At 28.2% G+C, this 25,449-nt stretch carries 25 protein-coding genes; 15 read left to right on the top strand and 10 right to left on the bottom strand.

Annotated elements, in window-relative coordinates:
• The first annotated feature begins 331 nt into the window (after positions 1-331).
• Both CRU94_RS09030 and CRU94_RS09035 read left to right on the top strand, forming a co-directional pair.
• Positions 332-1,030, top strand: coding sequence for a Bax inhibitor-1/YccA family protein (locus tag CRU94_RS09030; protein WP_129106450.1), 699 nt, complete (start codon positions 332-334; stop codon positions 1,028-1,030).
• 39 nt (positions 1,031-1,069) lie between these two features.
• Positions 1,070-1,474, top strand: a complete 405-nt coding sequence (locus CRU94_RS09035) for a thiamine-phosphate pyrophosphorylase (RefSeq protein ID WP_129106451.1) — start codon at positions 1,070-1,072, stop codon at positions 1,472-1,474.
• On the opposite strand, the gene CRU94_RS09040 is transcribed toward CRU94_RS09035, so the two are convergent.
• Positions 1,426-2,118, bottom strand: a complete 693-nt coding sequence (locus CRU94_RS09040; protein WP_129106452.1) for a methyltransferase — start codon at positions 2,116-2,118, stop codon at positions 1,426-1,428. The genes CRU94_RS09035 and CRU94_RS09040 overlap by 49 nt on opposite strands.
• Positions 2,119-2,213: 95 nt before the next feature.
• Here CRU94_RS09040 and secG point away from each other — a divergent pair, with 95 nt between their 5' ends.
• The 5 genes from secG to CRU94_RS09065 are packed head-to-tail and all read left to right on the top strand — an operon-like array spanning position 2,214 to position 5,298.
• On the top strand, positions 2,214-2,546 hold the full coding sequence (secG, locus tag CRU94_RS09045; protein ID WP_129106453.1) for a preprotein translocase subunit SecG: 333 nt from the start codon (positions 2,214-2,216) through the stop codon (positions 2,544-2,546).
• A 20-nt stretch (positions 2,547-2,566) separates the two neighbouring features.
• Positions 2,567-3,124, top strand: a complete 558-nt coding sequence (gene frr, locus CRU94_RS09050) for a ribosome recycling factor (protein ID WP_129106454.1) — start codon at positions 2,567-2,569, stop codon at positions 3,122-3,124.
• 2 nt (positions 3,125-3,126) lie between these two features.
• Positions 3,127-3,735, top strand: coding sequence for an orotate phosphoribosyltransferase (gene pyrE, locus CRU94_RS09055; protein ID WP_129106455.1), 609 nt, complete (start codon positions 3,127-3,129; stop codon positions 3,733-3,735).
• On the top strand, positions 3,735-4,223 hold the full coding sequence (locus CRU94_RS09060; RefSeq protein ID WP_129106456.1) for an RDD family protein: 489 nt from the start codon (positions 3,735-3,737) through the stop codon (positions 4,221-4,223). The genes pyrE and CRU94_RS09060 overlap by 1 nt, the downstream gene beginning before the upstream one ends.
• Complete coding sequence (locus tag CRU94_RS09065; protein ID WP_129106457.1) at positions 4,210-5,298, top strand: MFS transporter; 1,089 nt, start codon at positions 4,210-4,212, stop codon at positions 5,296-5,298. The genes CRU94_RS09060 and CRU94_RS09065 overlap by 14 nt, the downstream gene beginning before the upstream one ends.
• Positions 5,299-5,305: 7 nt before the next feature.
• On the opposite strand, the gene CRU94_RS09070 is transcribed toward CRU94_RS09065, so the two are convergent.
• From CRU94_RS09070 to CRU94_RS09085, 4 genes are read right to left on the bottom strand one after another with little or no spacing between them, the layout of a single operon-like run.
• Complete coding sequence (locus CRU94_RS09070; protein ID WP_129106458.1) at positions 5,306-6,274, bottom strand: zinc transporter ZntB; 969 nt, start codon at positions 6,272-6,274, stop codon at positions 5,306-5,308.
• Positions 6,275-6,285: 11 nt separating this feature from the next.
• Positions 6,286-7,023 (bottom strand): YaaA family protein, encoded by a 738-nt coding sequence (locus CRU94_RS09075; protein WP_129106459.1) that lies wholly within the window; start codon positions 7,021-7,023, stop codon positions 6,286-6,288.
• Between the two features lie 49 nt (positions 7,024-7,072).
• Complete coding sequence (traF, locus tag CRU94_RS09080) at positions 7,073-8,341, bottom strand: conjugal transfer protein TraF (RefSeq protein WP_129106460.1); 1,269 nt, start codon at positions 8,339-8,341, stop codon at positions 7,073-7,075.
• Between the two features lie 54 nt (positions 8,342-8,395).
• Positions 8,396-9,043, bottom strand: a complete 648-nt coding sequence (locus CRU94_RS09085; RefSeq protein WP_129106461.1) for a Crp/Fnr family transcriptional regulator — start codon at positions 9,041-9,043, stop codon at positions 8,396-8,398.
• An 84-nt stretch (positions 9,044-9,127) separates the two neighbouring features.
• Here CRU94_RS09085 and CRU94_RS09090 point away from each other — a divergent pair, with 84 nt between their 5' ends.
• Positions 9,128-9,475, top strand: coding sequence for a nitrous oxide-stimulated promoter family protein (locus tag CRU94_RS09090; protein ID WP_129106462.1), 348 nt, complete (start codon positions 9,128-9,130; stop codon positions 9,473-9,475).
• A 36-nt stretch (positions 9,476-9,511) separates the two neighbouring features.
• Here CRU94_RS09090 and ung read toward each other — a convergent pair whose 3' ends face one another.
• From ung to CRU94_RS09105, 3 genes are all read right to left on the bottom strand, one after another.
• Positions 9,512-10,159, bottom strand: a complete 648-nt coding sequence (gene ung / locus CRU94_RS09095) for a uracil-DNA glycosylase (protein ID WP_129106463.1) — start codon at positions 10,157-10,159, stop codon at positions 9,512-9,514.
• A 76-nt stretch (positions 10,160-10,235) separates the two neighbouring features.
• A complete protein-coding gene (locus CRU94_RS09100; protein WP_129106464.1) occupies positions 10,236-11,627 on the bottom strand; it encodes an aldehyde dehydrogenase family protein in 1,392 nt (463 codons plus the stop codon).
• Positions 11,628-11,705: 78 nt separating this feature from the next.
• The gene (locus tag CRU94_RS09105) at positions 11,706-13,358 is read right to left on the bottom strand and encodes an acetolactate synthase large subunit (protein ID WP_129106465.1); all 1,653 of its coding nucleotides are present in this window, start codon (positions 13,356-13,358) and stop codon (positions 11,706-11,708) included.
• A 321-nt stretch (positions 13,359-13,679) separates the two neighbouring features.
• On the opposite strand from CRU94_RS09105, the gene CRU94_RS09110 reads away from it, so the two are divergent.
• The 3 genes from CRU94_RS09110 to CRU94_RS09120 all read left to right on the top strand — a co-directional run bounded on the left by CRU94_RS09110 (position 13,680) and on the right by CRU94_RS09120 (position 16,049).
• Entirely contained in the window at positions 13,680-14,321 is a 642-nt protein-coding gene (locus CRU94_RS09110; protein ID WP_129106466.1) for an HAD family hydrolase, read from the top strand.
• Positions 14,322-14,382: 61 nt separating this feature from the next.
• Complete coding sequence (locus CRU94_RS09115; RefSeq protein WP_129106467.1) at positions 14,383-14,820, top strand: Dps family protein; 438 nt, start codon at positions 14,383-14,385, stop codon at positions 14,818-14,820.
• A 74-nt stretch (positions 14,821-14,894) separates the two neighbouring features.
• Complete coding sequence (locus CRU94_RS09120; RefSeq protein ID WP_129106468.1) at positions 14,895-16,049, top strand: multidrug effflux MFS transporter; 1,155 nt, start codon at positions 14,895-14,897, stop codon at positions 16,047-16,049.
• Between the two features lie 2 nt (positions 16,050-16,051).
• Here CRU94_RS09120 and CRU94_RS09125 read toward each other — a convergent pair whose 3' ends face one another.
• Entirely contained in the window at positions 16,052-17,524 is a 1,473-nt protein-coding gene (locus tag CRU94_RS09125; protein WP_129106469.1) for a PAS domain-containing protein, read from the bottom strand.
• Positions 17,525-17,543: 19 nt separating this feature from the next.
• Positions 17,544-17,897, bottom strand: coding sequence for a hypothetical protein (locus CRU94_RS09130; protein WP_258237446.1), 354 nt, complete (start codon positions 17,895-17,897; stop codon positions 17,544-17,546).
• 128 nt (positions 17,898-18,025) lie between these two features.
• On the opposite strand from CRU94_RS09130, the gene CRU94_RS09135 reads away from it, so the two are divergent.
• The 4 genes from CRU94_RS09135 to CRU94_RS09150 are packed head-to-tail and all read left to right on the top strand — an operon-like array spanning position 18,026 to position 25,434.
• A complete protein-coding gene (locus CRU94_RS09135) occupies positions 18,026-19,771 on the top strand; it encodes a diguanylate cyclase (RefSeq protein WP_129106471.1) in 1,746 nt (581 codons plus the stop codon).
• A gap of 59 nt (positions 19,772-19,830) precedes the next feature.
• On the top strand, positions 19,831-20,958 hold the full coding sequence (locus CRU94_RS09140) for an efflux RND transporter periplasmic adaptor subunit (protein WP_129106472.1): 1,128 nt from the start codon (positions 19,831-19,833) through the stop codon (positions 20,956-20,958).
• A complete protein-coding gene (locus tag CRU94_RS09145) occupies positions 20,955-24,077 on the top strand; it encodes an efflux RND transporter permease subunit (RefSeq protein WP_129106473.1) in 3,123 nt (1,040 codons plus the stop codon). Before CRU94_RS09140 ends, CRU94_RS09145 begins: the two co-directional genes overlap by 4 nt.
• A complete protein-coding gene (locus CRU94_RS09150) occupies positions 24,070-25,434 on the top strand; it encodes an efflux transporter outer membrane subunit (RefSeq protein WP_129106474.1) in 1,365 nt (454 codons plus the stop codon). The genes CRU94_RS09145 and CRU94_RS09150 overlap by 8 nt, the downstream gene beginning before the upstream one ends.
• Positions 25,435-25,449: the final 15 nt, after the last annotated feature.

Here is a 25,449-nt window from a genome sequence, read left to right on the forward strand (position 1 = left end):
ATAGACAAGTTATAATTTTACTTATACTTGTTTCTTCATAATATTTTTTTAACATTTCTCATATTCAGTTTATAAAGATTACATTCTTCTTAAACCGTCTAATCATACTTTTAAAGATCTTAATTTTAAACCGTACTGGTCAAATTGGACGGGAATTATAATAGGAAAATTTTACTTTGTCAAGAGGTTTACGCTTAAATTTTGCTTAAATTTGGAAATTCTTTTATATTAATCTTTTATTTACAATTTTTTTGTATTATAATCCCCATAATATAGCAATTTATTGTTATATGTATTAAATAAAAATCTTAAGATTATAAGGAAGGGATTTATGTACAATAGAGATTATTTGACAGATCAGACAAATAGTTACTCAAATGAATCATCAAAACAAGCATATATAATGAGCTTTTTAAAAGCTACTTATCAACTTTTTGCAGGTTCACTTTTAGCAGCAACTGCTGGAGCTTATATTGGATTGGGGATTGTTAACTATATAGCTGGTCCTATGATGTGGGTTTTGTTTGCTATTGAGTTGGCACTTATATTTTTTGTAATTCCTAGAGTTAAACATACTCCTGGTATAAATTTAGCTGTATTATTTGTATTTACATTTATTACAGGTCTTACAATTGCTCCTCTTTTAACTGCAATTTTTGCAATGCCAGGTGGTGCTTCAATTGTTGGTCAAGCTTTTTTAATGACATCAATTGCTTTTGGTGGAATTTCAATGTTTGCTATGACAACTAAAAAAGATTATGGTTTTATGGGTAAATTTTTATTTATCGCTCTAATCATTATGATTGTTGCTGGTATTTCTAATATCTTTATTCAATCTTCAATGATGCAACTAACGATTGCAAGTGTTGGTGCATTACTATTTTCTGCATTTATTTTGTACGATACACAAAATATAATCAAAGGAAATTATGACTCACCTGTTGAAGCAGCTTTATCTTTATACTTAGATTTCTTCAATCTATTTATATCGCTTCTTCAAATACTTGGTATTATGAAAAACAATGAGTAATTTATTGGGGTTATTTAACCCCAATATACTATATATAATATGAATAACAATTTTTTACGAATAATTGACGCAAACCTTAATAGACTTAGAGAAGGAATTAGAGTTGTTGAGGATATTTTTAGATATGTATATAATGATAAAGAGTTATCTACTAAACTAAAAAATTTAAGACATCTTGCAAGAGTTGAAAACTTTTATGAGATTTTAGAGTCAAGAGATGTACAAAATGATGTTTTAAGAGAGTCTATTAAAAGTGAACAAAATAGAGAAGATTTAAACTCAATTTTAATTGCAAACTTTAAACGAGCTCAAGAGAGTTCTAGAGTATTAGAAGAGCTTACAAAACTAACTTCAATAAAAGATAGTGAAAACTTTAAATATATAAGATATGAACTCTATATTTTAGAGAGCGTTTTAACAAAAATAACTTCAAACTCTAAATAGTTTAAGTTATACTCTTTATATAATCTTTTAGCGCTCTCATATGAAAGCTCACTACTTCCACTAACACCTGATTTTTTAATATAATCAAAAAGCTCTTTTTTGTTATCAAACTCTAATTTATAATTTATAGTCTCAAATTCACAAACAAAATATTTATTAAAAGCTTTTTTTATACTATCTTCATCTAATATTGGTGATCTATTTCCACTTATATTTTGAATTGTTTTAAATGTATTTGAGGTAAATAAAACTGCATTTATCTCTTTTGTAATTTTAGATAGATGTTCTACTAATTTTTCTAAATTTGCAGACCATTGAAGAGCTGATGAAGATAATACAATATCAAAGTTTTGATTTTTTGTGTAGTCTATAAACTCTTGAGAATCAAAATTTAAACTTTTTAACTCTAGATTCTTTGCTTTTGGATGAAGATCACACATTTGAGCTGACCCATCAATGGCTAAGTATCTATCAAAATCCCAACTGATATTTGAAAAAACCTGACCACTGCCACAACCTAACTCTAAAATATTTTTAGGTTTTGATTTTAGTTCACGAATCAAAGATTTAGCACAAATTTGTTGAATTATATTATATGATTGATACTCTTTTGCATATTTTGAGAATTGATTTTTTTTTTGCATTGTTCTCTTTAAAAAAAAATTTAATCTACATTTTATCTATTTTAAATTTAGTTTTGGATAAAATAAACACCATTTTTAAAAAAGGAATATAGATAATGACATCTACACTTTTAATAGTTCAAATTATTTTAGCGGTGCTAATTGTAATTGTAGTTCTACTTCAAAAGAGCTCAAGTATTGGTTTAGGAGCATATAGCGGAAGCAATGACTCTGTGTTTGGGGCAAAGGGTCCTGCTAACTTTTTATCAAAAGCAACTATGGCTTTAGGTATTGTATTTGTAATCAATACATTAATTTTGGGTTATTTATATAATCAAGAGAGAAATAAAAGTGCAATTGATAGCGTAAAAATTGAATCGCTAATTCCTTCAAGTCCAATTACTGAAACAAAAGAGAACACAGCACCAGCTGCACCACAAACTAAGTAAAAATTTAAAGGAGTTTTATTATGTTGAATGAAATTTATTCACAAACAAAAGAGCAAATGGAGAAATCTATTGAGGCTTTAAAAAGAGATTACAAAACTTTAAGAACAGGTAAAGTAAGTGTAAATATCTTAGATAATATCAAAGTTGATTATTATGGAACAATGACTGATTTATCTCAAGTTGGTTCTGTTTTAGCAACAGATGCAACAACAATTACAATTAGCCCTTGGGAGAAAAACCTTTTAGGAGTTATTGAAAAAGCTATTCAAACTGCAAATATTGGAGTTAATCCAAATAACAATGGTGAAGTGATTAAACTGTTTTTTCCACCAATGACAGTTGAACAAAGACAGGAAACTGCAAAACAAGCTAAAATAATGACTGATAATGCGAAAGTTGCTATTAGAAATATTAGACAAAACTCAAATACAAAAGTAAAAAATCTTCTAAAAGATAAAGAGATTACTGAAGATGATAGCAAAAAAGCTCAAGATGAGATTCAAAAGATAACTGATGGTTTTGTAGCAAAAGCTGATGAAACTTTAAAAACAAAAGAGAAAGAGATTTTAACGGTTTAATTATGAATATAGAACAAATATACAAAGACTCAGATGCTTTACTTGAAGGGCATTTTAAATTAAGTAGTGGAAACCACTCACAATTTTATCTACAAAGTGCAAAAGTGCTTGAAAATCCAAAAACTGCAAAAGTGCTTGCTGAAGCATTAGCAATTGAAATTAAAAAATCAGGGATACAAATAGACGCTGTTTGTGCTCCTGCTCTTGGTGGATTAATAGCTGGATTTGCACTTGCAACTGCTTTAGATGTAAGATTTATTTTCGCTGAACGATCTGATGGGAAAATGAGTATTAGAAGAGGTTTTGAAGTAAAAGAGGGTGAAAAATATCTTGTTTGTGAAGATATTATTACAACTGGTGGAAGCGCACTTGAAGCTGCTCAAGAGATTGTAAAAGGTGGTGGTGAAGTTGTGGCTTATGCAGCTTTAGCAAATAGAGGTTTTTGTCAAAGAGTTGGAAGCAAATTATCAAGAAAAGATAACTGTAAACTACCACTTGATAAACCGCTTTTTGCACTAGAGGATTTTGCATTTGAGATGTATAGTCCTGAAAACTGCCCTTTATGCAAAGACGGAAGTGTTGCTATAAAACCAGGTAGTAGAGGAAACTAATGGCAAAATGGAGAGATGTAAAACAAAATAGAGCAAAAAAGATTAAAGCCAAAACTGTTTTACAATCATCTTCCAATTTTGTTCCTCTTTTTACACGATTTAAAGCTTTTTTAACTGACTTTTTTTTAATCACAACTCCAATTGTTTATATTGTTTTTTATTTAATAATGGGTGGAGGAGTAGAGTTTTCTCAAAATAGATTAGCTGGTTGGGCTATTATTTTATTTACAGTTTTATTTATTATTGCTATTTTTTGGCTAAAAAATGGTCAAACTCCTGGTCTAAAAGCTTATGATTTAAAGCTTGTAGATAGAGAAACAAAATCAAGAGTAACTATTTTACAAGTGCTTATTCGATATTTAATTACCCTATTTTCTATAATTTTATTTGCTCCTTTGTTTTTTGCCTATTTTAATAAAGATAGAAAAACAATCCAAGATATTCTTTCAAAAACAGATATTGTAAACGAAAAAGATGCTATTTTTTAATATTTCAGCATTCTATTTCTTCTATTTTGCAGCTGTTGGAATATATGTAATATTTTTACCAAAAGTTCTAAGCGATATTGGATATAGCACTTTTGATATTGGTTTAATTCTAGCAGTCGCTCCTTTAATGAAATTTGCTATGCCCTTTTTATTTTTAAAACATATAAATTTAAATAAATCTATGTTTAAAAAAGCACTTATTTTAACAGTATTAGCTGTTGCCCTATTTTATATAACAATTGAACACTTCTATATTTTTATGTTAAATAATGCTTTTTTAGCAGCTTGTTTATCTTTAATTTTGCCATATCTTGAAGTTACTACAATTACAGTTTTAGGAAAAGATAGATATGGAAAAGCAAGACTTTATGGCTCAATTGGTTTTATGATTATTGCACTTGTTTTAGCAAAATTTCTAACATCTGTATTTGTTGCTCTTCATTACTATTTAGCAATTGTAGTATTAACTGTAATATTTGCTTTTCTTTTACTGAAAAATGATTTAGAAGCAAAGATTAGTTCAAGCAGTGATGAAGTTTTCTCATTTTTGAAACATTGGGCATTTTGGGCAAGTATATTTTTTATGCAGGTGAGTTTTGGTGGATTTTATAACTTTTTCACCATCTACGAACTTGAACATGGTTTATCTTTAGAGACAATATCTTATCTTTGGGCATTTGGTGTTGTATGTGAAATTTTGATGTTATATTTCCAAGCACCAATTTTGAAAAACAATCTACTAAATATAATTAAATTTTGTGTAGCAGTTACATCTTTTAGATGGTTACTTCTATATTTATATCCTCATTCACTTGAAATTGTATTTTTTACTCAAGCTATTCATGCTTTCTCTTTTGCTCTATTTCATAGTGCTGCTGTTATCTATTTATATTCACTTTATGATAATAAAAAACTGGCTCAGCAGTTTATGTTTGGTATTGGATATGGTTTGGGTGGATTTATTGGAGCTTTTGTTTCAGGTGCTGTTTATGGAGAGTTTTTGTTTTTATACAGTTTTATTTTTGCAATGTTATCTTTTATATCACTATTTTTTATAAAAAAACAAAAAATATAGAGCTAAACTAAATCCATCTTTTCTTTCTAAAAATCATATATTGAGAAAATATTACTAAAATTAAAATAGTAGTAAAAATATAAAAAGCATTTTCGTTATTTGCACCTGGTATTCCACCAACATTTATTCCTAAAAGACCTGTTAAAAATGTGAGTGGTAAAAATATTGCAGAGATAATTGATAAAATATACATTTTTTTATTCAAATCTTCACTTAAACTATTTGTCAACTCCTCTTGTATTAAAATAACCTTATCTCTAATAGTATCAAGCTCTTCAATATGCCTTATTAATTGATCATTTGTCTCTCGTATCTCTATTTTTCTATACTCATCTATCCAAGAGATTTTTTCGCTAGTTAATTTTATTAAAGCCTCTCTTTGTGGAGTTAAATATCTTTTTAAAATAATAGTCTCTCTTCTAACATTTAAAATTTTAATTCTAAAATCTTGCTTTTTCATATTCATAATATTCTCTTCTAGATAATCTGTTCTATCTTGAATTTCATCAATAACATCATCTATTCTATCAATCATACGATTAGTTAATTCAACCAAAAACTCTGAACTACTTTTTATTCCAATACCTTTTTTTAAATCCTCAACTATCTCTTCAATAGACATCAAAGTTCTTCTACTTGTACTAATAATCATATTTTCAGATATATATAATCTAATAGAGATCATATTTTCAGGTTTTGAGTTTGGTTCTAAATTAACACCTCTTAATGCAATAAGTAAAGAATCCCCTAAGATAGTAGTTCGCGGTCTTGTCTCACCAGCTAAAAGTGCATTAGCAACAATAGAATCTTTAAATTGCTTTCTTATCCAATTTTTTGCTTCTTTTTGTGAATAATCAAAATGAACCCATAAAATATTATCTTCTGTTCTATCAATACTATTTAGCTCTTCATATTTTAACTCTGAAGCAGAGCCTTTTTTATCGATTAAAAATCCTAAAAATGGAACTTTCTTCACTATTTTTCCTTTTAATTAATAGAGTAAACTATTTCTGTTTTAAGTTTTTGCTCTTTTATCTCTTCTATTTTTAAATTTTTTAGCTCTAAATTCATAAAATCTTCAAATGTTTTAACACCATTTTGAGCAATAATTTTTAGAATCTCTCCTCTATAAGCCTTTGCAAAATGGCTTACAACCTTGCCATCTTTTATAAATTTTAAAGTTTTATATGGTTTTTTTATAGTGTAAAACTTCTCATAAAACTGAGCTCTTAAATCTAAGATATCTTCATCTTCTAAATAATCATCAAGAGCTTTGGTAAAGTTATCACTATAAAACTTCTCTATTTTTAAGTTATTAAAACTCTCGCCTTGTTTTAATTTATAATCAGGAATCATATCACTAGCTTTTATAACCCCAAAGATATTTGAAAAAATCAAAACATTTTCATCAATATAGTTTTGTTCATTTTTATCTAAATTATTATAATTTAAATAATCATAAGCAACTCCTTCGTATCTTTGAATTGCTTTTTTAAGAGGTAAAGAGAAAATATCGACTCTATATTTTTCTATTACATCATCTTTTTTTGTTCCAAAAAGTTTTTCTAAATCACTTTTTGATGCAGTTTTTAAAAAATCATTATATGCTTTTACAATCTCAACTCTTTTATTAAAAAGCTCTGGAAATATAAAATTATCTTTACTAAAAGATATTTTATCACCACCAGAAATTTTTGTCTCACTTGGAGAAAATAGTATTTTCATTTTAAACTCTTTTTTTATAATTATAATTAGGAGAGATATCTCCTAATTTTTACCAAGAAAATGCAATAGCTAAATTAACACTTGCTTGTTTTGGTAATTTTGTTCCATCTATATGAGTAGATTTACTTGCCATTTGAGCAGATAATTCAACAGGTCCCATAGAAACCCCAGCTGTATAAATTAAACCTGAGTCATCATTGCTTGATAAATTCTTCATTAATCCAGCATTTAAATCAAGAATAAATAGATCAAAACTAGCACCTCCACCTACATATTGTGATTTTATACCATTTATTGACTCATTTTCAGTTAAATCAACATCAAAAGCAAGTTCTACAAAACTAATCTTATATGCAGCCCCAGCTCTAACCATTGGATCTAGTTTAAACTCTCCACCATTTACTCTATCAAAACTAGGAGAATTTAAGTTTTTTCCTACAAGTGCCAAAGTTAAATCTTCATCAAAAGATGGATTATAGGCTAATCCCAAATCTAAACCAACTGTTGTAGAATCTTTTTTGTTTTTGTCAAAATCATCACTTATATCTTTATCGCTTGAAAAACTATGAAAACTACTATATGTAGTTCCTTTCATTAGTTTAAAAGCTCCTCCTAAATAGATATCTCCAAAATCTGTACCAAAAGCATGTCCATAGGCAATTGGTATCTCAATTAGAGCAAGAGCATCAAGCTGAACTCCTGTATTTCCAACACCTTCATCCATTGCATAAATTAAAGAGCTATCTTCATAAGCTGTTTGAGTACTACCTGTAACACTATTATTTGAATCTAATTCATAATAGCTTCCACTATTTTCAAATATTAATTTATCATATTGTTGATCTACTTTTGAAGTTCCAGCAGCATCTGCACTTGCAAAAACACCAAAACCAACATTTTTAACCGCAAATGCAATATCAACTGTTGGTGTTGCATTAAAAGATTGATTGTTTGCCCCTAAGATAATATTTTTTGATTGATTTAATTTTGTTAAATCATCAATTGAAACTCCAGTTAAATTTGTTGTATTTTCAGCTCTTTTTACTAAATCAGAAAAATTTAAATCATCCAGTTGACTAACTGTATCTAAAACTCCATTATCTTTATATCCAATTCCAACTCCTGTATGAAATGCAAAAGTTTTTTTATTTTTTGCTAAAAGTGCAGGATTATTATAACTTGCAAGTGATGATGGCGATGTAGCAATACCAGCTCCACCCATTGAAGTTGCTTTTGAACCTAAAACTTGAAAACTAGCTGCATTTAAACTTGTAGTAAGTAGTGTTGCAGCAACTATTGATTTTGTTATTTTTTTCATATCTTCTCCTATTTCTATAATTGCAAGATTATAGCAAGAAACAAAAGGTTTTTATCAAAAATTACCAACATAAGATAAAAGTTTATTATGATCTAAAATTTTTATATGACCTTTATCATTTTGTATAACACCATCTTTTTTTAGCTTTGCAAGTTGTCTTGAGAAGGTTTCAGCAGTTATATTTAATATTTGTGCAATTTTTACCTGTCTTAAGTTCTTCAATAACTCTTCATTATCTAGTAAAAATTTAGCTATTTTTTCAATACTATTTAAAGATACATTATAGTTTATAAAACTCTCTAAATATTTTATCTTTTTTGTTAATGATTTGATAAAAAACATAGCAATTTGTGGTTTTAATAAAAACTCATCTTTAAATTTTTTATAATCTATTAAAATAGCTTCACAATCAGTCTCACAAGAACAATTTGCTAAAAAATTTATCTCTTCATAGTTCACAATTTCAGCTATTAAAGATGGAGCTATTAGATTATGGATTATTATCTCATTATCTTTAAAATCGTGAGTATAAAGTTTTACTATCCCTTTTGTTAAAAGGTGTAAAAACTTTGGTTCATCACCTTTGTAAAAAAGTATCTCATCTTTTTGATACTTTTTTTTAAATGATATCTCTTTTAACCTATCTAAATCTTTTTTATCTAAAAAATTAAAAAACTCATAATCATCTACTACTCTTGCCATATTTTGCTCCTTTGTCTTGATAATTATCAAGAAAATATTTTGTATTGTATGCAAAAATTATAAAAATAGAGTAAAGAAGATTTTATGACAAGTGAAAAATTTATAAGTGAAGTTAAAACTCTTAAGAAGTTTTATGAGTTGTATTGTACAGATAAGCATCAAAATCAATATAATAAATCTGAAATTCAAATATATAAAGATTTAAAAATAGATATAGATTTATATCTTTGTAAAGAGTGTTTTGAAGCAATTAACTACTCATTTAGTAAACTTCAAAATTGTCCTCATGAAATTAAACCTAGATGTAGAAATTGTCCAAAGCCTTGTTATGAAAAAGATAGATGGAAAAATATTGCAAAAGTTATGAAATATTCTGCTATAAAACTCTCTTTAGGCAAGGTAAAATCAAGAATTATCAATATATTTAGCTAGTGAATTTTAAAGAAGATAGCAGTTTTATCTAAGCTCTTACCAAATTATCGGCTCTTTTTTTAAATTAATCAAAATTTCATTTGTTTTAGAGAAGTGTTTACATCCAAAAAAACCTCTATAAGATGAGAGTGGGCTTGGGTGTGGAGCTGTTAGAATATGATGTTTTTTTCTATCTATTAATTTTGTTTTTGAAATAGCAGGGCTTCCCCAAAGAATAAAAACAGTATCTTCGCAATTATCACTTATATATTTAATTATATTATCTGTAAAAACTTCCCAACCTAAATTGTGGTGAGATTTTGGTTTACTCTCTTCTACGGTTAATATTGTATTTAAAAGCATTACTCCCTGTTTTGCCCAAGATGTTAAATCTCCATCTTCACAAAGAGATTTTTTTCCCAAATCACTCTCTATCTCTTTTAAGATATTTTGCATAGATGGTGGATTTTTGATATTAGCTGGAGTTGAAAATGCTAATCCTTGAGCTTGACCAAAGCCATGATATGGATCTTGTCCTAATATTACAACTTTTAGATTATCAAGTTTTGTTAAAGAAAAAGCTTTAAAAATATTCTCTTTTTCAGGAAATACTGTAGATGTTTCATATCTTTTGTTTATCTCTTTTTCTAAAGATTTATAATAATCTTTTTGTTTCTCTAAATTTATAATATCTTCCCAAGTCATAGTACTTCCTAATATTTAAAAATAAAAAAAGCTAAGGCTTTAAAACCTTAGCTTTTAAAAAATCATAAATTACTGATTATAAAACTGGTGATTTAATAACCATCATTTTTTGATTTTGCATCTCTCTCATAGAATCAGGAATTCCACCAAGCCCTAATCCTGAAGTTTTAGCTCCACCAAATGGCATCCAATCAACTCTAAATGCTGTGTGATCATTTACCATAACTGCTGTTGCATTTAATCTTTTTATAGATTTTAAAGCTGTATCAATATTTTTTGTAAATACTGCTGCTTGGAATGAAACATCTAGTTGGTTTGCTCTTTCTATTGCTTCATCTAATGTTTTATATGAGTAAACACAAACAACTGGTCCAAAAATCTCTTTTTGAGAGATAATTGCATCATCAGATGGATTTACAATAACAGTTGGTTCAAAACAAGAATCACCGATTCTTTTTCCACCTGTTAAAATTTTTCCACCTTTTGTAACTGCTTCATTTACCCACTCTTCAACTCTGTTTACTTCATTGTGATTAATTAGTGGTCCAACTTCAGTTTTTGGATCAAGTTGATTTCCAACTACTAATTTTGAAGCTTTTTCGGCAATTTTAGAAGCAACTGTATTGGCAATTGATTCATGAACAAAAATTCTTTGAACAGATACACAAACTTGACCAGCGTGATAGAATCCACCTTTTACTAAATCTGGAATCATAGCTTCTATATCTGCATCTGGCTCAACAATTACAGGTGCAACTCCACCGTGCTCTAATGCACTTCTAGTTCCTGGAGATGATTTAGAGTTTAAATACCAACCAACAGGTCCTGAACCAATAAATGTAAAGAATGCAGTTTTAGGACTTGTTACTAATAACTCTCCAGCATTTCTATCACAAACAACAGCTTGAGCCCAACCATTTGGTAAACCAGCCTCTTTTAAAATCTCTACTAATTTAATTGCACTCATAGGAGTTTGAGTTGCTGGTCTAATAATTACTGGACATCCAACAGCAATTGCTGGAATTACTTGATGAACAGCAAGATTAAATGGGTGGTTAAATGCAGAAATTGCAGCAACAACACCTATTGGCTCTTTCATTGTATATGCAATTCTATTTGCACTTGATGCTGTGTGACCCATAGCAATTTCATGACCTTCTTGAAGTCCAATTTGCTCAATAGCAATTTTAATACCATTAATTGCTCTTTGAATTTCAACTTTAGAGTCAATATATGGTTTTCCACCTTCACTTGCACAAAGGATTGTAAGCTCTTCAACTTGAGAACTCATAATTTTCATAACATTTTCTAAAATCTCAACTCTTTTATATTTTGGAATCCAATTATCTCTATCTAAAAAAGTTTTATGCGCTAAATCAATAGCTGCTTCAACCTCTTCATAAGTGTTAAATTTTACAGTTCCAACTACTTTTCCATCAAATGGTGATGTAACTTCTATAGTACTCATATTTTCTCCTTTGAATTTTAATTTTAAAGATTAAAAAAGGGGCTTTAAATCTAAAGCCCCTTTTTAAGATTGTTTAGATTAAACTAAACAAGTTTTTTGTGGTAAAAGCTCATTCAAGATTGAGTGGTTTAAAGAGTAATCAACTGCAAGGTCAATTAAGTGAACCCCTTTACTATTTACACATTTTTCTAAAGTAGCTTCAAACTCTTCAACCGATTTTGGTCTATATCCATGAGCACCATAAGACTCTGCATATTTAACAAAATCTGGATTTCCAAGATCAAGTCCAAATGACTCAAATCCCATTCCTGTTTGTTTCCATTTAATCATTCCATATGCATTATCATTTAAGATAACTACAGTCATATCAATACCTAATCTAACTGCTGTTTCCATCTCTTGAGAGTTCATCATAAACCCACCATCTCCACAAACAGCAACAACTTTTTTATCTGGATTAATCATTTTTGCCATCATTCCAGAAGGAAGTCCAGCTCCCATAGTTGCAAGTGCATTATCTAATAAAAGTGTATTTGGTTTTGCACATCTATAGTTTCTTGCAAACCATAATTTATAAACACCATTATCAAGTGTTACAATATCTTCAGCAGCTAATGTTTGTCTAATAGCTCTTACAGCTCTTTGAGGTAAGATTGGGAATCTATTATCACCAAAATATTTTGATAATCTTGTTCTAATCTCTTCTGCCATTCTTGTATAGTAATCAAAATCCCAGTGATCTTGAACTTTTATTTTCTCAGTTATTTTTGCAATATTACTTGCGATATCTCCAACAACATCCATTTGTGGGAAGTAAGTATCATCTACTTCACTTGGGAAGAAGTTAACATGCATAACTTTTGTTGCACCCTCTTTATTTGACATAAAAAATGGTGGTTTTTCAATAACATCATGTCCAACATTGATAATTAAATCTGCTCTATCAATTGCACAGTGAACAAAGTCATCTTTACTTAATGCTGCTGCACTTAAACACATTGGATGGTTTTCATCAATAACACCTTTACCCATTTGAGTAGAGAAGAATGCCATACCAGTTTTATTTACTAAATCTGTTAAAGTGTTTCCAATTCTTGTTCTATTTGCTCCAGCTCCAATTAATAAAAGTGGTCTTTTCGCTTTTTCAATCATAGCAACTGCTTCATCAATAACCTCATCAACTGCTGCTGGATATTTTACATTGTAAACTGGATAGATTGTTGTATCAGCATCTACTGGCTCATGTGCAATATCTTCAGGTAGTTCAATATGAACAGCACCTGGTCTTTCAGTTGTTGCAATTTTAAATGCATCTCTTACAACCGAAGGGATATTGTGAACATTTACAATTTGTTTTGCAAATTTAGTCATAGGTCTCATCATTCTAACAATATCAATGATTTGGAATCTACCTTGTTTTGATTTTTTAATTGGTTTTTGACCAGTTATCATCATCATAGGCATTCCACCTAGTTGTGCATAAGCAGCACAAGTTGCAAAGTTTGTAGCACCAGGGCCAAGAGTTGCTAAACAAACTCCAACTTTTCCTGTTAATCTTCCATAAGTTGCAGCCATAAATCCTGCACCTTGCTCATGTCTTGTTAATATAAGTTTAATATTTGATTTTCTCATAGCTTCTAAGAAATCTAAATTCTCTTCACCAGGAACACCAAAAATGTACTCAACACCTTCGTTTTCTAATGCTTTTACAAATAAATCTGATGCATTCATTTTATTACTCCAAAAATTTTATAATGATTTAATTATACCGTTTTATAATTAACCGTTTTTAATGAAAATTCAATCTCAATTTATATTTAAAAATATAATTGATAAACAGTTGCTATTATAGCCATAATATAGTTTAGTTTTATTAATATGCAACTTTTTTTTTCAATCTAAAGATTATTTTTGTAAAAAAGTTACACTTTTGTTTAGAGTGCCTATTTTTAGGGCTTTTTATTTTCATAATATTTACATAAATTTTGTTACATAAAATCTCAATTTATGAAAATATTGGTTAAACTTCTATTTTTATTATAAAGGTGAAATATGAAAAAAACACTAATTTTTGATTTAGATGGAACACTTTTAGACTCTATTTATGATATTGCACTGTGTATGAATGAAGTTTTAACAAGCTTAAAATTAGATACTTATAAAATAGATGAATATAAATATTTTGTTGGAAGTGGAATGGATGTTTTAATAGATAATGCTTTAAAGAGTAGTATTGAATTAAAAGATGAAGCTACAAAGAGATTTAAAGAACTTTATGAGTTTAATCTTCATAAAAATACAAATCCTTATGAGGGTATTTATGAGCTTTTAGATGAGCTTGTTAGATTAGATTGCAATTTAGCAGTCTTATCAAATAAACCAGATTTTATGACTAAAGAGTATGTAAAAACAATATTTAAAGATTATCCATTTTTAGAGGTTCATGGTCAAAAAGAGCATTTAGCAAAAAAACCAGACCCCATTCAAGCACTAAATATTGCTTCAAAACTAAAAATTAATCCAAGTGAGATATTTTTTGTTGGAGATACAAAAGTTGATATGCAAACAGCAAAAAGTGCAAACATGAAAGCAATTGGTGTTTTATGGGGTTTTAGAGATGAAAAAGAGCTAAAAGAGCATGGTGCTGATTATATTGTAAAAGAGCCTTTGGAGATTATAAATATTATCAAATAATATTGACAAATGATACTTATGGTTATATAATAGGGTCCATTTTAAAATAAAGGATTCAAAAATGTCAAAAGTAATAAAACAATTAAATCAAATTCAAGCTGACGCACATGCACTTTATGTAAAATTACATAATTATCACTGGAATGTAAAAGGTATGGATTTCCATCCAGTTCATAACTACACAGAAGGTGTATATGATGATATGTCAACTCTATTTGATGATGCTGCTGAAAGAGCAATAATGTTAGGTGGAAAAGCACTTTTAACAATTGATGATTTAGTAAAAACAACAAATATAAAAACTGAAACAGGTGATAGTTTTAAATCAAAAGAGATTGTTGAAAAAATTACTGAAGATTTCAAATACCTTTTAGAAGAGTTTAAAAAACTAAGCACTCTTGCAGGTGAAAATGCAGATAAAGGAACAGAAGCTTTTGCAGATGAAAAAGTTGCAAAACTTGAAAAAGATTTATGGATGCTAACTAGCATGACAAAATAGTGATTAGGGGATTTTCCCTTAATCATCCTCTTTTTTTTAACTCACTTATATACAATACATTTTAAAGAGTCTTTATGAAAAAATCAACTAGTCATATATATTTAATTATTCTATTATCTATTTTATCTTCAGTTGCGCCAATAGCAACAGATACTTATCTTCCATCTATTCCAGAAATTGCAAAATATTTTGATGTAAATATACATAAAATTGAACTATCTTTATCAATATTTTTAATAGGTTTTGCTATTGGACAGATTTTTGGTGGTCCAATTTCTGATAGATATGGAAGAAGATTTGGCTCTATTTTAGGTCTTATTGGTTTTGCTTTTTTTAGCTTTTTAATAATTTTTAGTTCAAATGTTTATGAACTTTGGATATATAGATTTTTAGAGGCATTTTTTGGAGGAGTTACAGTTGTAAATGCAGCTGCTGCTGTAAGAGATAGATTTAAAGGGCAAGAGGCTGCAAAGGTATTTTCATTGATTGGGATTATTAGAAGTATTGCGCCTTTATTAGCTCCTGTTTTTGGTGCTTTAATAATACATTTTTATCCATGGGAAGGTATTTTTGTATTTTTAACAATCTACTCTTTAGTTGTAGCATTTTTAATCTATAAGGATTTGCCAGAGAGTTTTGTAAAAAGTAATCAAAAAGTTTTAGAGTCATACAAATCTGTTTTAACTCACAAAAAAGCTATGAAAGCCATGTTGGTACTTGCTATTAGTTTTGGAGGTTTTTTTATATTAATTGCCAAAACATCTTTTATATATATTGAATATTTTGGAATAAAAACAGACTATTTTCCACTATTTTTTGGAATAAATTTTATAATTTTAATGTTTATGATAAAAGTAAATATAAATCTTCTTAAAAAATATAGAGCTTTAGATATTGTAAAGTTTGCAATACTTTTTCAAATAGTTGTTGGATTAATTTTTATTTTAATTCATCAAAATATCACTTTGATTCAAACTGTTATTGTTTTGGCTGCTTATATGAGTATGATGGCTTTTGTTTTTGGAAATTGTATGGCAATTGCTCTTGAGCACTTCTCAAAAAATGCTGGAGTTGCTAGTGGAGTTATTGGTATTTTACAGTTTGGTTTGGGAGCTATTATCTCATCTATTGCGCTATATTTTGATGATAATGGATTTTTTATAATAGCTTTTAGTATAACTTTACTATCTTTTATCTCATACTTAATAATTAGAAGCTACAAAGCTTAAATCTACTTTTTAAAGTAGATTTTTGTACTTAAGCCTTTATATTTTTTATTATTATAAATATATTCACTATTTGCTACTTCTATAGTTGCATTATGTCTTATATTTATACAATTGTGAGTCATAGATAGACCTATTCCAGTACCCAAGCTTTGATGTTTTGTTGTGAAATATGGTTCAAAAACTCTATTAATAATAGCTTTATCTACACCTTTTCCACTATCTTTTATCTCTACTATAAATAAATCTTTATTATTTTTTGTACTTACAAATATATATCTATCTTCTGTCTGTTTTATTAAAGCATCTTTTGAATTTGTTAAAATATTTATAAAAGATTGAATTAACTCATTTGTATATGCTTTTAAAACCAAATCTTCATCAAAATCAACTACAATACTGATACTATTCATATTTGCAATTGGATTAAAAATATTCAAACTCTTCTCTAAAATAGATACTAAACTAGTAGATTCTAAACTCTTATCATCAACTACAAAATTGCTAATATCTTCTATGGTATTTGATAGATAATTTACCTGTTGTAAAATAAGATTCATATCTTTTTCAAAGTCATAACTATTGAGTTTATCATATTTTTTTAATATATTTATTCCACTTGCAATAGAGCTTATAATACTTAAAGGTTGTCTCCATTGATGTGCAATATTCTCTAACATACCTTTCATTGAAAAAAGTTTAGATTGTTCTTTTAATATGTTATCACTTGTTAAATCTTTCATATTAATAAAGATATGCTCTTTATTTGGTAACCAAGATAAAAAAATCCTAGAATCTATCTTTCTATATTTTCCAATACAAGATTTATCAATAGTTATATTTTGAATATCTCCTTTTATAAACTCTTCATTTAGTTCTTTTACTCCTTCAATATCCTCTGGCGCAGTTAAAGCAAGACAAGATGTTTTTAAAAGCTCTTCTTGTGTATATCCTGTTAATTTGCAATAAGTTTTATTAACCTTAAGGAAGTTTGTATCTTTATCCACTATTGCAAGACCATCTATTGTATTATTAAATATTGTTTCTAAAAGCTCTTGTTGCTCTTTTAAAGCAGCTCTCTCTTGCTCTATTTTTTGTTTTGCAACTGTTAATTCTGTAATATCCTGAACCGTTCCGTGTGATATTAAAGCTTTCCTATTCTCATCAAAAATTGTTTGACAATCCTCTTTTACATATTTAATCTCTTTGTTGCTTAGCTCTACTCTATGAACTATTGAGTAATCTTTTCTATCTTCCAAAGATTTTAAATATGCACTATTTACAAGCTCTCTATCCTCTTTATAAACTAAATCTAAAAATAACTCATAACTTGGCTTTATATTTTTATCTAAACCAAAAATATTGTAAATCTCTTTAGACCAAATAAGCTCATTACTCTCTAAATTAAGTTCCCAAAATCCTATTTTTGCTAATTTTTCAATAGACTCTAGCTGATATTTATATGATATTTTCCCCATCTATTTGTCTTAATACTAGCTAAACTTCAATCTCAAAAAACTCCTCATCAACTTTTTGATAAGTTGCAACCGAACATGAAATTTTTGTAGCATTTGAATAATCTTTAAACTCTTGTAAAAATAGCTTTTTTAATTTCTCAATATCTGTTGCTCTAAATATAAAATATCCCAAAATATTACTTTTTCTCTCACCAGCTTTTTCGATACCAAAACTATCAAACTGCCAATCAACACCTCTTGTAAAGAAAAAAACTTCACTTATTCTTTTTTCAAGCTCTTCTCTAACATTTTGATTAAACTCTTTTAAATGTATTTTAAATGCAACATTACAGTTAAACTCCGATTGTGTTAAACTCTCTAAATTTTTATCCATGATATTCCTTTAAAAATTGTAAGCTGTTATGGTAACTAAATCTTAATTAAAAAATAAATTTTTTTATTTTATATTTATTATTTTAAGTTATAATCTCAACTATTTTTTCAATAGGGGAGGAGTTATAGATGGATTTAGTATTTAAAAAACTTTTTAAAAAAGGGGTTTCTTTAAAAATTACCATTCTTTTACTCTTCTCAACAATTGGAATCTTATTAATTTTAGTTTTAGCTTATCAACTACTTTTTTATAGTAAAAAACTAGCAATTTCAAGCATAAATTCAAGAGTAGATGGAATTGCTTTAAATATTCGAAACACAATAAAAGATGTCAGCAATACAAGTTTTAGCACAGTTAATACTTTGGCACTTTTAAACGATCAAGATAGAGTAAAATTTTATACAAATTTTTTAAAATCCTATCCAAATTTATATGCAATTTATACAGGATATGAAGATAATAGTTTTTATGAATTTATAAATTTAAAAGTTAATAAAAATCTTATTAGCTCTTATAGTGCAAAAGATATTGATAGATGGCTTTTAATAAAAATTGATGGAAAAGATATTACAAAAAGAGAACTATTTTTTTATGATGATAATTTAAATCAAACAAATTATAAAATTGAGCCCAATTCCTATCTTGCAACAAAAAGACCTTGGTTTATAGAGGCTATAAACTCTAAAGAGGCTATAAAAACTGAACCATACTCTTTTTCACATATTAATTCAACAGGAATAACTTATGCAAAATCTATTAAAGGTGGCAAAGAGGTTGTTGCTATTGACCTATTAATTGAAGATTATCTTAATAGTTTTAAAAATCATGTAGATATAAATAAAACAGAGCTATATTTGTTTAATTCAAACAAATTAATTCTATCTTCACTTTCAAAAAACAATAACTCTTTTAATGATTTTATTGTAAATATATCAGATTTAAAAGAGTATGAAAATACACAAATTGTAGAAAAAGATAATAATAAATTTTTTATTAGAATAATAAAAATTGATAATAATAAACAAGATATCTATTTAGCTTTAATTGCAGAATACAAAAAGATTTTAAAACCATATAACCAAGAGATACTTTGGCTTCTTTTTGTATTTATACTCACAGGATTAATTACTATTCCTCTAATATTATACTTCTCAAGAGTAATTTCAAAACCAATCTACTCTTTAGCAAGACAAAGCAAAAAAATAGAGAAAAAAGATTTTAGTATCTCAAAAATTGATACATCTATTAATGAAATTTCTCTTCTATCGTCTGCTTTTTCAAATATGGCAAAATCAATTCATGATTATCAAACATCTCTTGAAGATAAAATTTTTCAAAGAACAAAAGAGCTTTATGAGAAAAATAAAGAGCTAGGAAGATTATCTATTACAGATAAGCTAACAGGACTTTATAATAGATTAAAACTAGATAGTGTATTACAAACAGAGTTTGAAAAAGCGATAAGATACAATGAGATATTTAGTGTAATTATTATGGATATTGATTTTTTTAAATCTGTAAATGATAATTTTGGTCATCAAATTGGAGATGATGTGTTAAAAGAGTCTGCAAAAGTTTTAAGCTCTTGTATTAGAACTACTGATACACTTGGTCGTTGGGGAGGAGAGGAGTTTTTAATAATCTGCCCAAATAGTAAGCACGATGATGCTATAAAACTTGCAAATAGAATAAATATTGCAATCAAGGAACACACTTTTTCAACTTATCCAAAAAAAATCACTATGAGCTTAGGTGTTGCTTCATATAGTAGCAACTCTAAAAAAGCTGAAGATTTAGTAGCATTTGCTGATATTGCACTTTACAAAGCAAAACAGACAGGAAGAGATAAGGTTGTAGGGGAAAATGATATTTAATATTAAGTCTTGGTTAATATTCCTATTATAAAATTACCAAAAAAATTTGGGGAAATCATTTGAAACTCTTTAAAACCTTTATAATATTTACAATTGTTTTGTTTTTTGTATCTTGTGAAAAAAAGGCTCAAGTAGTCGAGTCAAAACCTATTGAAGTTGGATTTATAAATCCAAAAGAGCAATCTTTGAATTTAGAGATTGAACTTTTTGGAAGAGTAAAAGCAAAAGAGATAGCACAAATAAGACCACAAATAACTGGAATTATTGAAAAAAGAGTATTTACAGAGGGCTCTTATGTAAATAAAGGTGATATTTTATACCAAATTGACAAACTTGATTACATAGCAAATGTAAATAGTGCAAAAGCATCTTTAGATAGTGCAAAAGCGACACTTTTAAGCTCTAAAGCAAAGAGTAATAGAACAAAAGAGCTTTTAAAATTTGATGGAATTTCAAAACAAGAAGCTGATGATATAGAGGCTTCCTATTTGCAAGCTTTAGCTTTAGTTAATCAAAGAGAGGCTGAACTTCAAAGTGCTCAAATAAATCTACAAAGATGTGATATAAAAGCCCCAATTAGTGGATATATTGGAATTTCAAATGTCACAACTGGAGCACTTGTAACTGCAAACCAAACTCAAGAGCTTGTAGATATAAAAGATAACAGTAGCGTATATTTAGATCTTACAATATCATATAAAGAGTATTTAAATCTAAAAAATATTGTAAGTTTTGATACACAAAATAGTTCAAAAGTAAGATTAGTTTTGGAAGATGAATCAAATTTTGAGAAATTTGGAGTTTTACAAAGTAAAGAGTTAAGTGTTGATCAAAATAGTGGAACAGTAACTTTAAGAGCTGTTTTTGAAAATAGTGACAATAGCTTACTATCTGGAATGATGACAAAAGCATTTGTTCAAAGTAGTAAAAAGTTTGATGGATTTTTAATTCCTCAACAAGCTGTTTTAAGAGATCAAAAAGCAAACCCAATAATAACTTTAATAAATGATGATTTTACAACTACTCAAAAAAGAGTTAAGATTTTAAGAGCTATTGATAACTTTTGGTTGATTGAAGATAGATTAAATCCTAATGACAAAATTATAGTTGAGGGGCTTAATAAGATAAATAGACAAAGCAAAGTCTCTATAAAAGATTTAAATAGTGTTTATGAAGTTAAAAAATGATTGCAAAGTTTTTTATATTTAGACCTATTTTTGCTTGGGTAATTTCACTTATTATTATGATAAGTGGGGTTATTAGCCTCTATCTTCTTCCAGTTGAACAGTATCCAGATATTGCACCACCCCAAATAAATATTTTTGCAACCTACACAGGGGCATCTGCTCAAACTGTTGAAAATAGTGTAACTCAAATAATAGAACAACAACTAACTGGTCTTGATGGAATGTTATATTTTTCATCAAGCTCAAGCTCATCTGGAAGATCAAGAATAAGTGTAGTTTTTAATCAAGGAGTTAATCCAGATATTGCTCAAGTTCAAGTTCAAAATAGAGTTGAACAAATCTTATCAAAACTTCCTGATGATGTTCAAAGACAAGGAGTTAGAGTTTTTAAATCTCAAACAGATTTTTTAATGCTCGCATCTATTTATGACTCAACAGGAAAAGCAAATAGAACAGATATTAGTGATTTTTTAGTAAGTAATCTTCAAGATAGTATCGCAAGAATTGAAGGCGTTGGAGAGGTTACCGTTTATGGTGGACAGTATGCTATGAGAATATGGCTAGATCCTTATAAACTTGAAAAATATAATCTAATTCCTCTTGATGTTCAAAATGCTATAAATGCTCAAAACTCACAAGCTAGTGCTGGAAGACTTGGAGCAATGCCAACTTTAGATAATCAACAACTTTCAGTTACTGTAACTGCAAGATCTATGTTTGAAAATGTTGATGAGTTTGAAAATATTATTTTAAAAACCTCTTTAGATGGAAGTAGTGTAAAAATAAAAGATGTAGCAAGAGTTGAGATTGGTGCTCAAAGCTACAACAATGTAACAGCTCTAAACGGTTATCCAGCAAGTGGTATCTCAATACAACTTGCAAGTGGTGCAAATGCTGTATCTACTTCAAAAAAAGTTAAAGAGTTTTTACAAAACGCTCAAACTTTTTTCCCAGAAGGTTATAAAGTAGCATATCCAAGAGATACAACTCTATTTATACAAGCATCTATTAATGAAGTTGTTAAAACTTTAATTGAAGCTATTATTTTGGTTGTTCTTGTGATGTTCTTATTTTTAAAAAACTTTAGAGCAACTTTAATTCCAGCAATTGCAGTTCCTGTTGTAATTTTAGGAACATTTGCAATATTAAATGTTTTAGGTTTTACAATAAATACCTTAACAATGTTTGCTTTGGTTTTAGCAATTGGGCTTTTAGTTGATGATGCTATTGTTGTTGTTGAAAATGTTGAAAGAAATATGAAAGAGCTAGGAGTTAGTGCAAAAGAGGCAACAATTATCTCAATGCAAGAGGTGACAAGTGCCTTAATTGGAATTACAACTGTTTTATCAGTTGTATTTTTACCTATGTCATTTTTTGGAGGAAGTACGGGGGTTATTTATCAACAATTCTCAGTTACAATAATCTCATCTATGGTTCTATCTGTTATTATTGCGCTTACTTTAACTCCAGCACTTTGTGCAACAATTTTAAAACCACATAGTGAAAAAAGTAGTGGATTTATATTTAAATTTAATCAATATTTTGAAGATTTTACAAATAAATATAGATCTTGGATTGAAAAAATTATAGAACTTCCAAAAAGATGGGCTATTTTTTATCTTCTTATTGTTGTAGTTACAAGTTATATTTTTATAAAACTACCTACTAGTTTTTTACCAAAAGAGGATCAAGGAAGCCTTATGGTTCAATACACTCTTCCTGTTGGTGCAGTTGCTTCTAGAACAGTTGATGTTGCAAATATTATTAGAGACTACTTTTTAAATGAAGAGAAAGAGGCTTTAAATACAATATTTACAATCTCAGGATTTAGTAGTAGAAGTAGTGGTCAAAATGTTGGAACAGCATTTATCTCTTTAAAAAGTTGGGATGATAGAGATAGCAAAGAGTTGCATGTAGATAGTATTAGTAAAAGAGCTATGATGGCATTTAACAACCCAAATAGCAAATATTTCATAAGAGATGCAAGAGTTTTTGCAATAAATCCAAGTGTAATTCAAGGACTTGGAAGTAGTGATGGATTTGAGTTTCAACTACTAGCTAGTTCAAATATAAGTAGAGAAGAGCTAATAGAGGTTAAAGAGGCTATTTTACAAGAGGCTAAAACAAATTCAAATATAAACTCTGTAAGAGCAGATGGAACAGAGGAGTCACCTCAGCTTAAAATATCTTATGATGTCCCAAAAGCACTATCTTTGGGTTTAAATCTAAGAGATATTGATACTACTTTAAGTGCTGCTTGGGGTGGAATTTATGTAAATGATTATATTGATAGAAATAGAATAAAAAGAGTTTATATTCAAGGTGATGCACCGTTTAGAAGTGCTCCTGAAGATTTGTATAAATGGAAAGTTAAAAATAGTGCTGGAACTATGACTCCTTTTAGTGAGTTTTCAAAATTCTCTTGGGAGTATGGACCTGAAGAGCTAACACGATTTAATGGATTTATCTCTTATGAGATTCAAGGAAGTGCAGCAACTGGAATTAGCTCAGGAGTTGCTATGAGCGAGATGGAGAAAATAGCAAATAAGAATGCAAATGGGACAATGTATGCATATAGTGGCTCTTCTTATCAAGAGAAAATTGCAAGTAATCAATCACTGCTTCTATACGCAATTTCACTATTGGTTGTATTTTTATGTTTAGCAGCTCTTTATGAGAGTTGGAGTGTTCCATTCTCTGTTTTACTTGTAGTTCCTTTGGGAGTTTTAGGAGTTGTTTTGGCTGTTTATTTTAGAGGTTTAAGCAATGATGTATATTTTCAAGTTGCACTTTTGGCGGTTATGGGACTTGCAAGTAAAAATGCGATTTTAATAGTTGAGTTTATAAATAGCGCATATAAAGATGGTATGCCTTTAATAGAGGCTGCTATTAAAGGTGCAAAACTAAGACTTAGACCAATTATTATGACCTCTTTGGCTTTTATTGCTGGAATTATTCCACTTGCTATTTCAAGTGGAGCTGGTGCTAATAGTAGAATTGCAATTGGAACAGGAATTATAGGTGGAACTTTAAGTGCTACAATTTTGGCAATATTTTTTGTACCACTATTTTTTGTAATAATTACAAAACTATTTTCAAAAGGTGTTAAAAATGATTAGCAAATCTATAAGCCTTGTAGCTATATCAATACTTTTTAGCTCTTGTGTATCTTTAGCTCCAAAATTAGAGATAAATAGTGATGATGTAGTTGCTAAAAATTTTAAAAACTATCAAATAGCAGAAGATAATTCAAATATTAGTTTAAATAGTTTTTTAATAGATGAAAATTTAAAAACTATTGTAAATCTTGTTTTAAAAAACAATAAAGATATAAAAATTGCACTCTTAAGAGTAGAAGAGTCAAAATCACTTTATAGAGTTGAAGAGTCAAATTTCTATCCAAAAATAGATGCAAATGGTAGTTTTTCTAGAGAAAAAAAAGAAGAAATTATAAAAAACAACTATAAAGCATCTATTGGAACTGTTTTTGAGCTTGATTTATTTGGTAAAAATAGAAGTTTAAATGAGTCAGCAAAAAATAGTTTTTTAGCAACTCAATATGCTCTTAGTTCAACAAAACTATCTTTAGTAGCACAAACTATAAATTCATATTTAAGTTTAGCAACTAATATTGAAAACCTAAATTTACAAAAAAAGATATATGAAAATCTAAGTAGTGTTTATGAATTGACACAAAAAAAGTTTCAAGCTGGAGTTGTTAAAAAAGAAGATCTACTCTCTAGTTTTGCTATGTTAAAAGAGAGCGAAAATCAAATTATTACTTATGAAAATTTGGTACAAATTGATATAAATTCGCTTGAATTACTTTTGGGTTCTACTTTAAGTGAAAGTTTAATTCCAAATAGTTTAAGAAAAGATGATAGCTATTTAGCTTTGGTAAAATCTGGAATTAGTTCAAATGTTCTTTTGAATCGTCCTGATATAAAAGAGTTAGAGTATCAATTAAGAGCAAAAAATGCAAATATTGGAGCAGCAAGAGCTGCATTTTTCCCAACTATTGCTCTTACGGCAAATACAGGATACTCTAGTTCTAGTTTGAATAATCTTTTTTCAACTCCAAATAGTTTTTGGCAAATAAGTCCATCTATAAATCTTCCAATTTTTAGTGCAGGTGAAAATAGTGCAAAGCTAAATTTGAGTAAAACTCAAAAAGAGATAGCTTTAAATGAGTATCAAAAAGGTATTCAAACAGCTTTTAAAGAGGTAAATGATGCTTTGATGGTTAGAAAAAATATCTATACAAAACTTCAAAACCAAAAAGAGCTAACTCAATCTATTTTGGAGGCTTATAATATATCTCTAAACTCCTATAAAATTGGTTATGGAAGTTATCTAAATATGCTTATAGCTCAAAAAGCATATATAAACTCACAAAAAAATTTGACACAAACTTATCTTGAAGAGCTTGAAAATAGAGTTGAGATTTTTAAAACTTTGGGTGGAGAAATAGAGTGAAAAAACTATTATTTA

Source organism: Arcobacter sp. AHV-9/2010 (assembly GCF_004116575.1).
GTDB lineage: Bacteria > Campylobacterota > Campylobacteria > Campylobacterales > Arcobacteraceae > Aliarcobacter > Aliarcobacter skirrowii.

What these genes read in the sequence shown, in the direction of transcription:
- CRU94_RS09135 (WP_129106471.1), top strand. Translation starts at nt 18,026, where the DNA reads ATGGATTTAGTATTTAAAAAACTTTTTAAAAAAGGGGTTTCTTTAAAA.
- CRU94_RS09040 (WP_129106452.1), bottom strand. Translation starts at nt 2,118, where the DNA reads ATGCAAAAAAAAAATCAATTCTCAAAATATGCAAAAGAGTATCAATCA.
- CRU94_RS09060 (WP_129106456.1), top strand. Translation starts at nt 3,735, where the DNA reads ATGGCAAAATGGAGAGATGTAAAACAAAATAGAGCAAAAAAGATTAAA.
- CRU94_RS09100 (WP_129106464.1), bottom strand. Translation starts at nt 11,627, where the DNA reads ATGAGTACTATAGAAGTTACATCACCATTTGATGGAAAAGTAGTTGGA.
- CRU94_RS09030 (WP_129106450.1), top strand. Translation starts at nt 332, where the DNA reads ATGTACAATAGAGATTATTTGACAGATCAGACAAATAGTTACTCAAAT.
- CRU94_RS09125 (WP_129106469.1), bottom strand. Translation starts at nt 17,524, where the DNA reads ATGGGGAAAATATCATATAAATATCAGCTAGAGTCTATTGAAAAATTA.
- CRU94_RS09110 (WP_129106466.1), top strand. Translation starts at nt 13,680, where the DNA reads ATGAAAAAAACACTAATTTTTGATTTAGATGGAACACTTTTAGACTCT.
- CRU94_RS09085 (WP_129106461.1), bottom strand. Translation starts at nt 9,043, where the DNA reads ATGGCAAGAGTAGTAGATGATTATGAGTTTTTTAATTTTTTAGATAAA.
- CRU94_RS09115 (WP_129106467.1), top strand. Translation starts at nt 14,383, where the DNA reads ATGTCAAAAGTAATAAAACAATTAAATCAAATTCAAGCTGACGCACAT.
- pyrE (WP_129106455.1), top strand. Translation starts at nt 3,127, where the DNA reads ATGAATATAGAACAAATATACAAAGACTCAGATGCTTTACTTGAAGGG.
- CRU94_RS09150 (WP_129106474.1), top strand. Translation starts at nt 24,070, where the DNA reads ATGATTAGCAAATCTATAAGCCTTGTAGCTATATCAATACTTTTTAGC.
- secG (WP_129106453.1), top strand. Translation starts at nt 2,214, where the DNA reads ATGACATCTACACTTTTAATAGTTCAAATTATTTTAGCGGTGCTAATT.
- CRU94_RS09035 (WP_129106451.1), top strand. Translation starts at nt 1,070, where the DNA reads ATGAATAACAATTTTTTACGAATAATTGACGCAAACCTTAATAGACTT.
- CRU94_RS09105 (WP_129106465.1), bottom strand. Translation starts at nt 13,358, where the DNA reads ATGAATGCATCAGATTTATTTGTAAAAGCATTAGAAAACGAAGGTGTT.
- traF (WP_129106460.1), bottom strand. Translation starts at nt 8,341, where the DNA reads ATGAAAAAAATAACAAAATCAATAGTTGCTGCAACACTACTTACTACA.
- ung (WP_129106463.1), bottom strand. Translation starts at nt 10,159, where the DNA reads ATGACTTGGGAAGATATTATAAATTTAGAGAAACAAAAAGATTATTAT.
- CRU94_RS09130 (WP_258237446.1), bottom strand. Translation starts at nt 17,897, where the DNA reads ATGGATAAAAATTTAGAGAGTTTAACACAATCGGAGTTTAACTGTAAT.
- CRU94_RS09145 (WP_129106473.1), top strand. Translation starts at nt 20,955, where the DNA reads ATGATTGCAAAGTTTTTTATATTTAGACCTATTTTTGCTTGGGTAATT.
- frr (WP_129106454.1), top strand. Translation starts at nt 2,567, where the DNA reads ATGTTGAATGAAATTTATTCACAAACAAAAGAGCAAATGGAGAAATCT.
- CRU94_RS09065 (WP_129106457.1), top strand. Translation starts at nt 4,210, where the DNA reads ATGCTATTTTTTAATATTTCAGCATTCTATTTCTTCTATTTTGCAGCT.
- CRU94_RS09075 (WP_129106459.1), bottom strand. Translation starts at nt 7,023, where the DNA reads ATGAAAATACTATTTTCTCCAAGTGAGACAAAAATTTCTGGTGGTGAT.
- CRU94_RS09120 (WP_129106468.1), top strand. Translation starts at nt 14,895, where the DNA reads ATGAAAAAATCAACTAGTCATATATATTTAATTATTCTATTATCTATT.
- CRU94_RS09090 (WP_129106462.1), top strand. Translation starts at nt 9,128, where the DNA reads ATGACAAGTGAAAAATTTATAAGTGAAGTTAAAACTCTTAAGAAGTTT.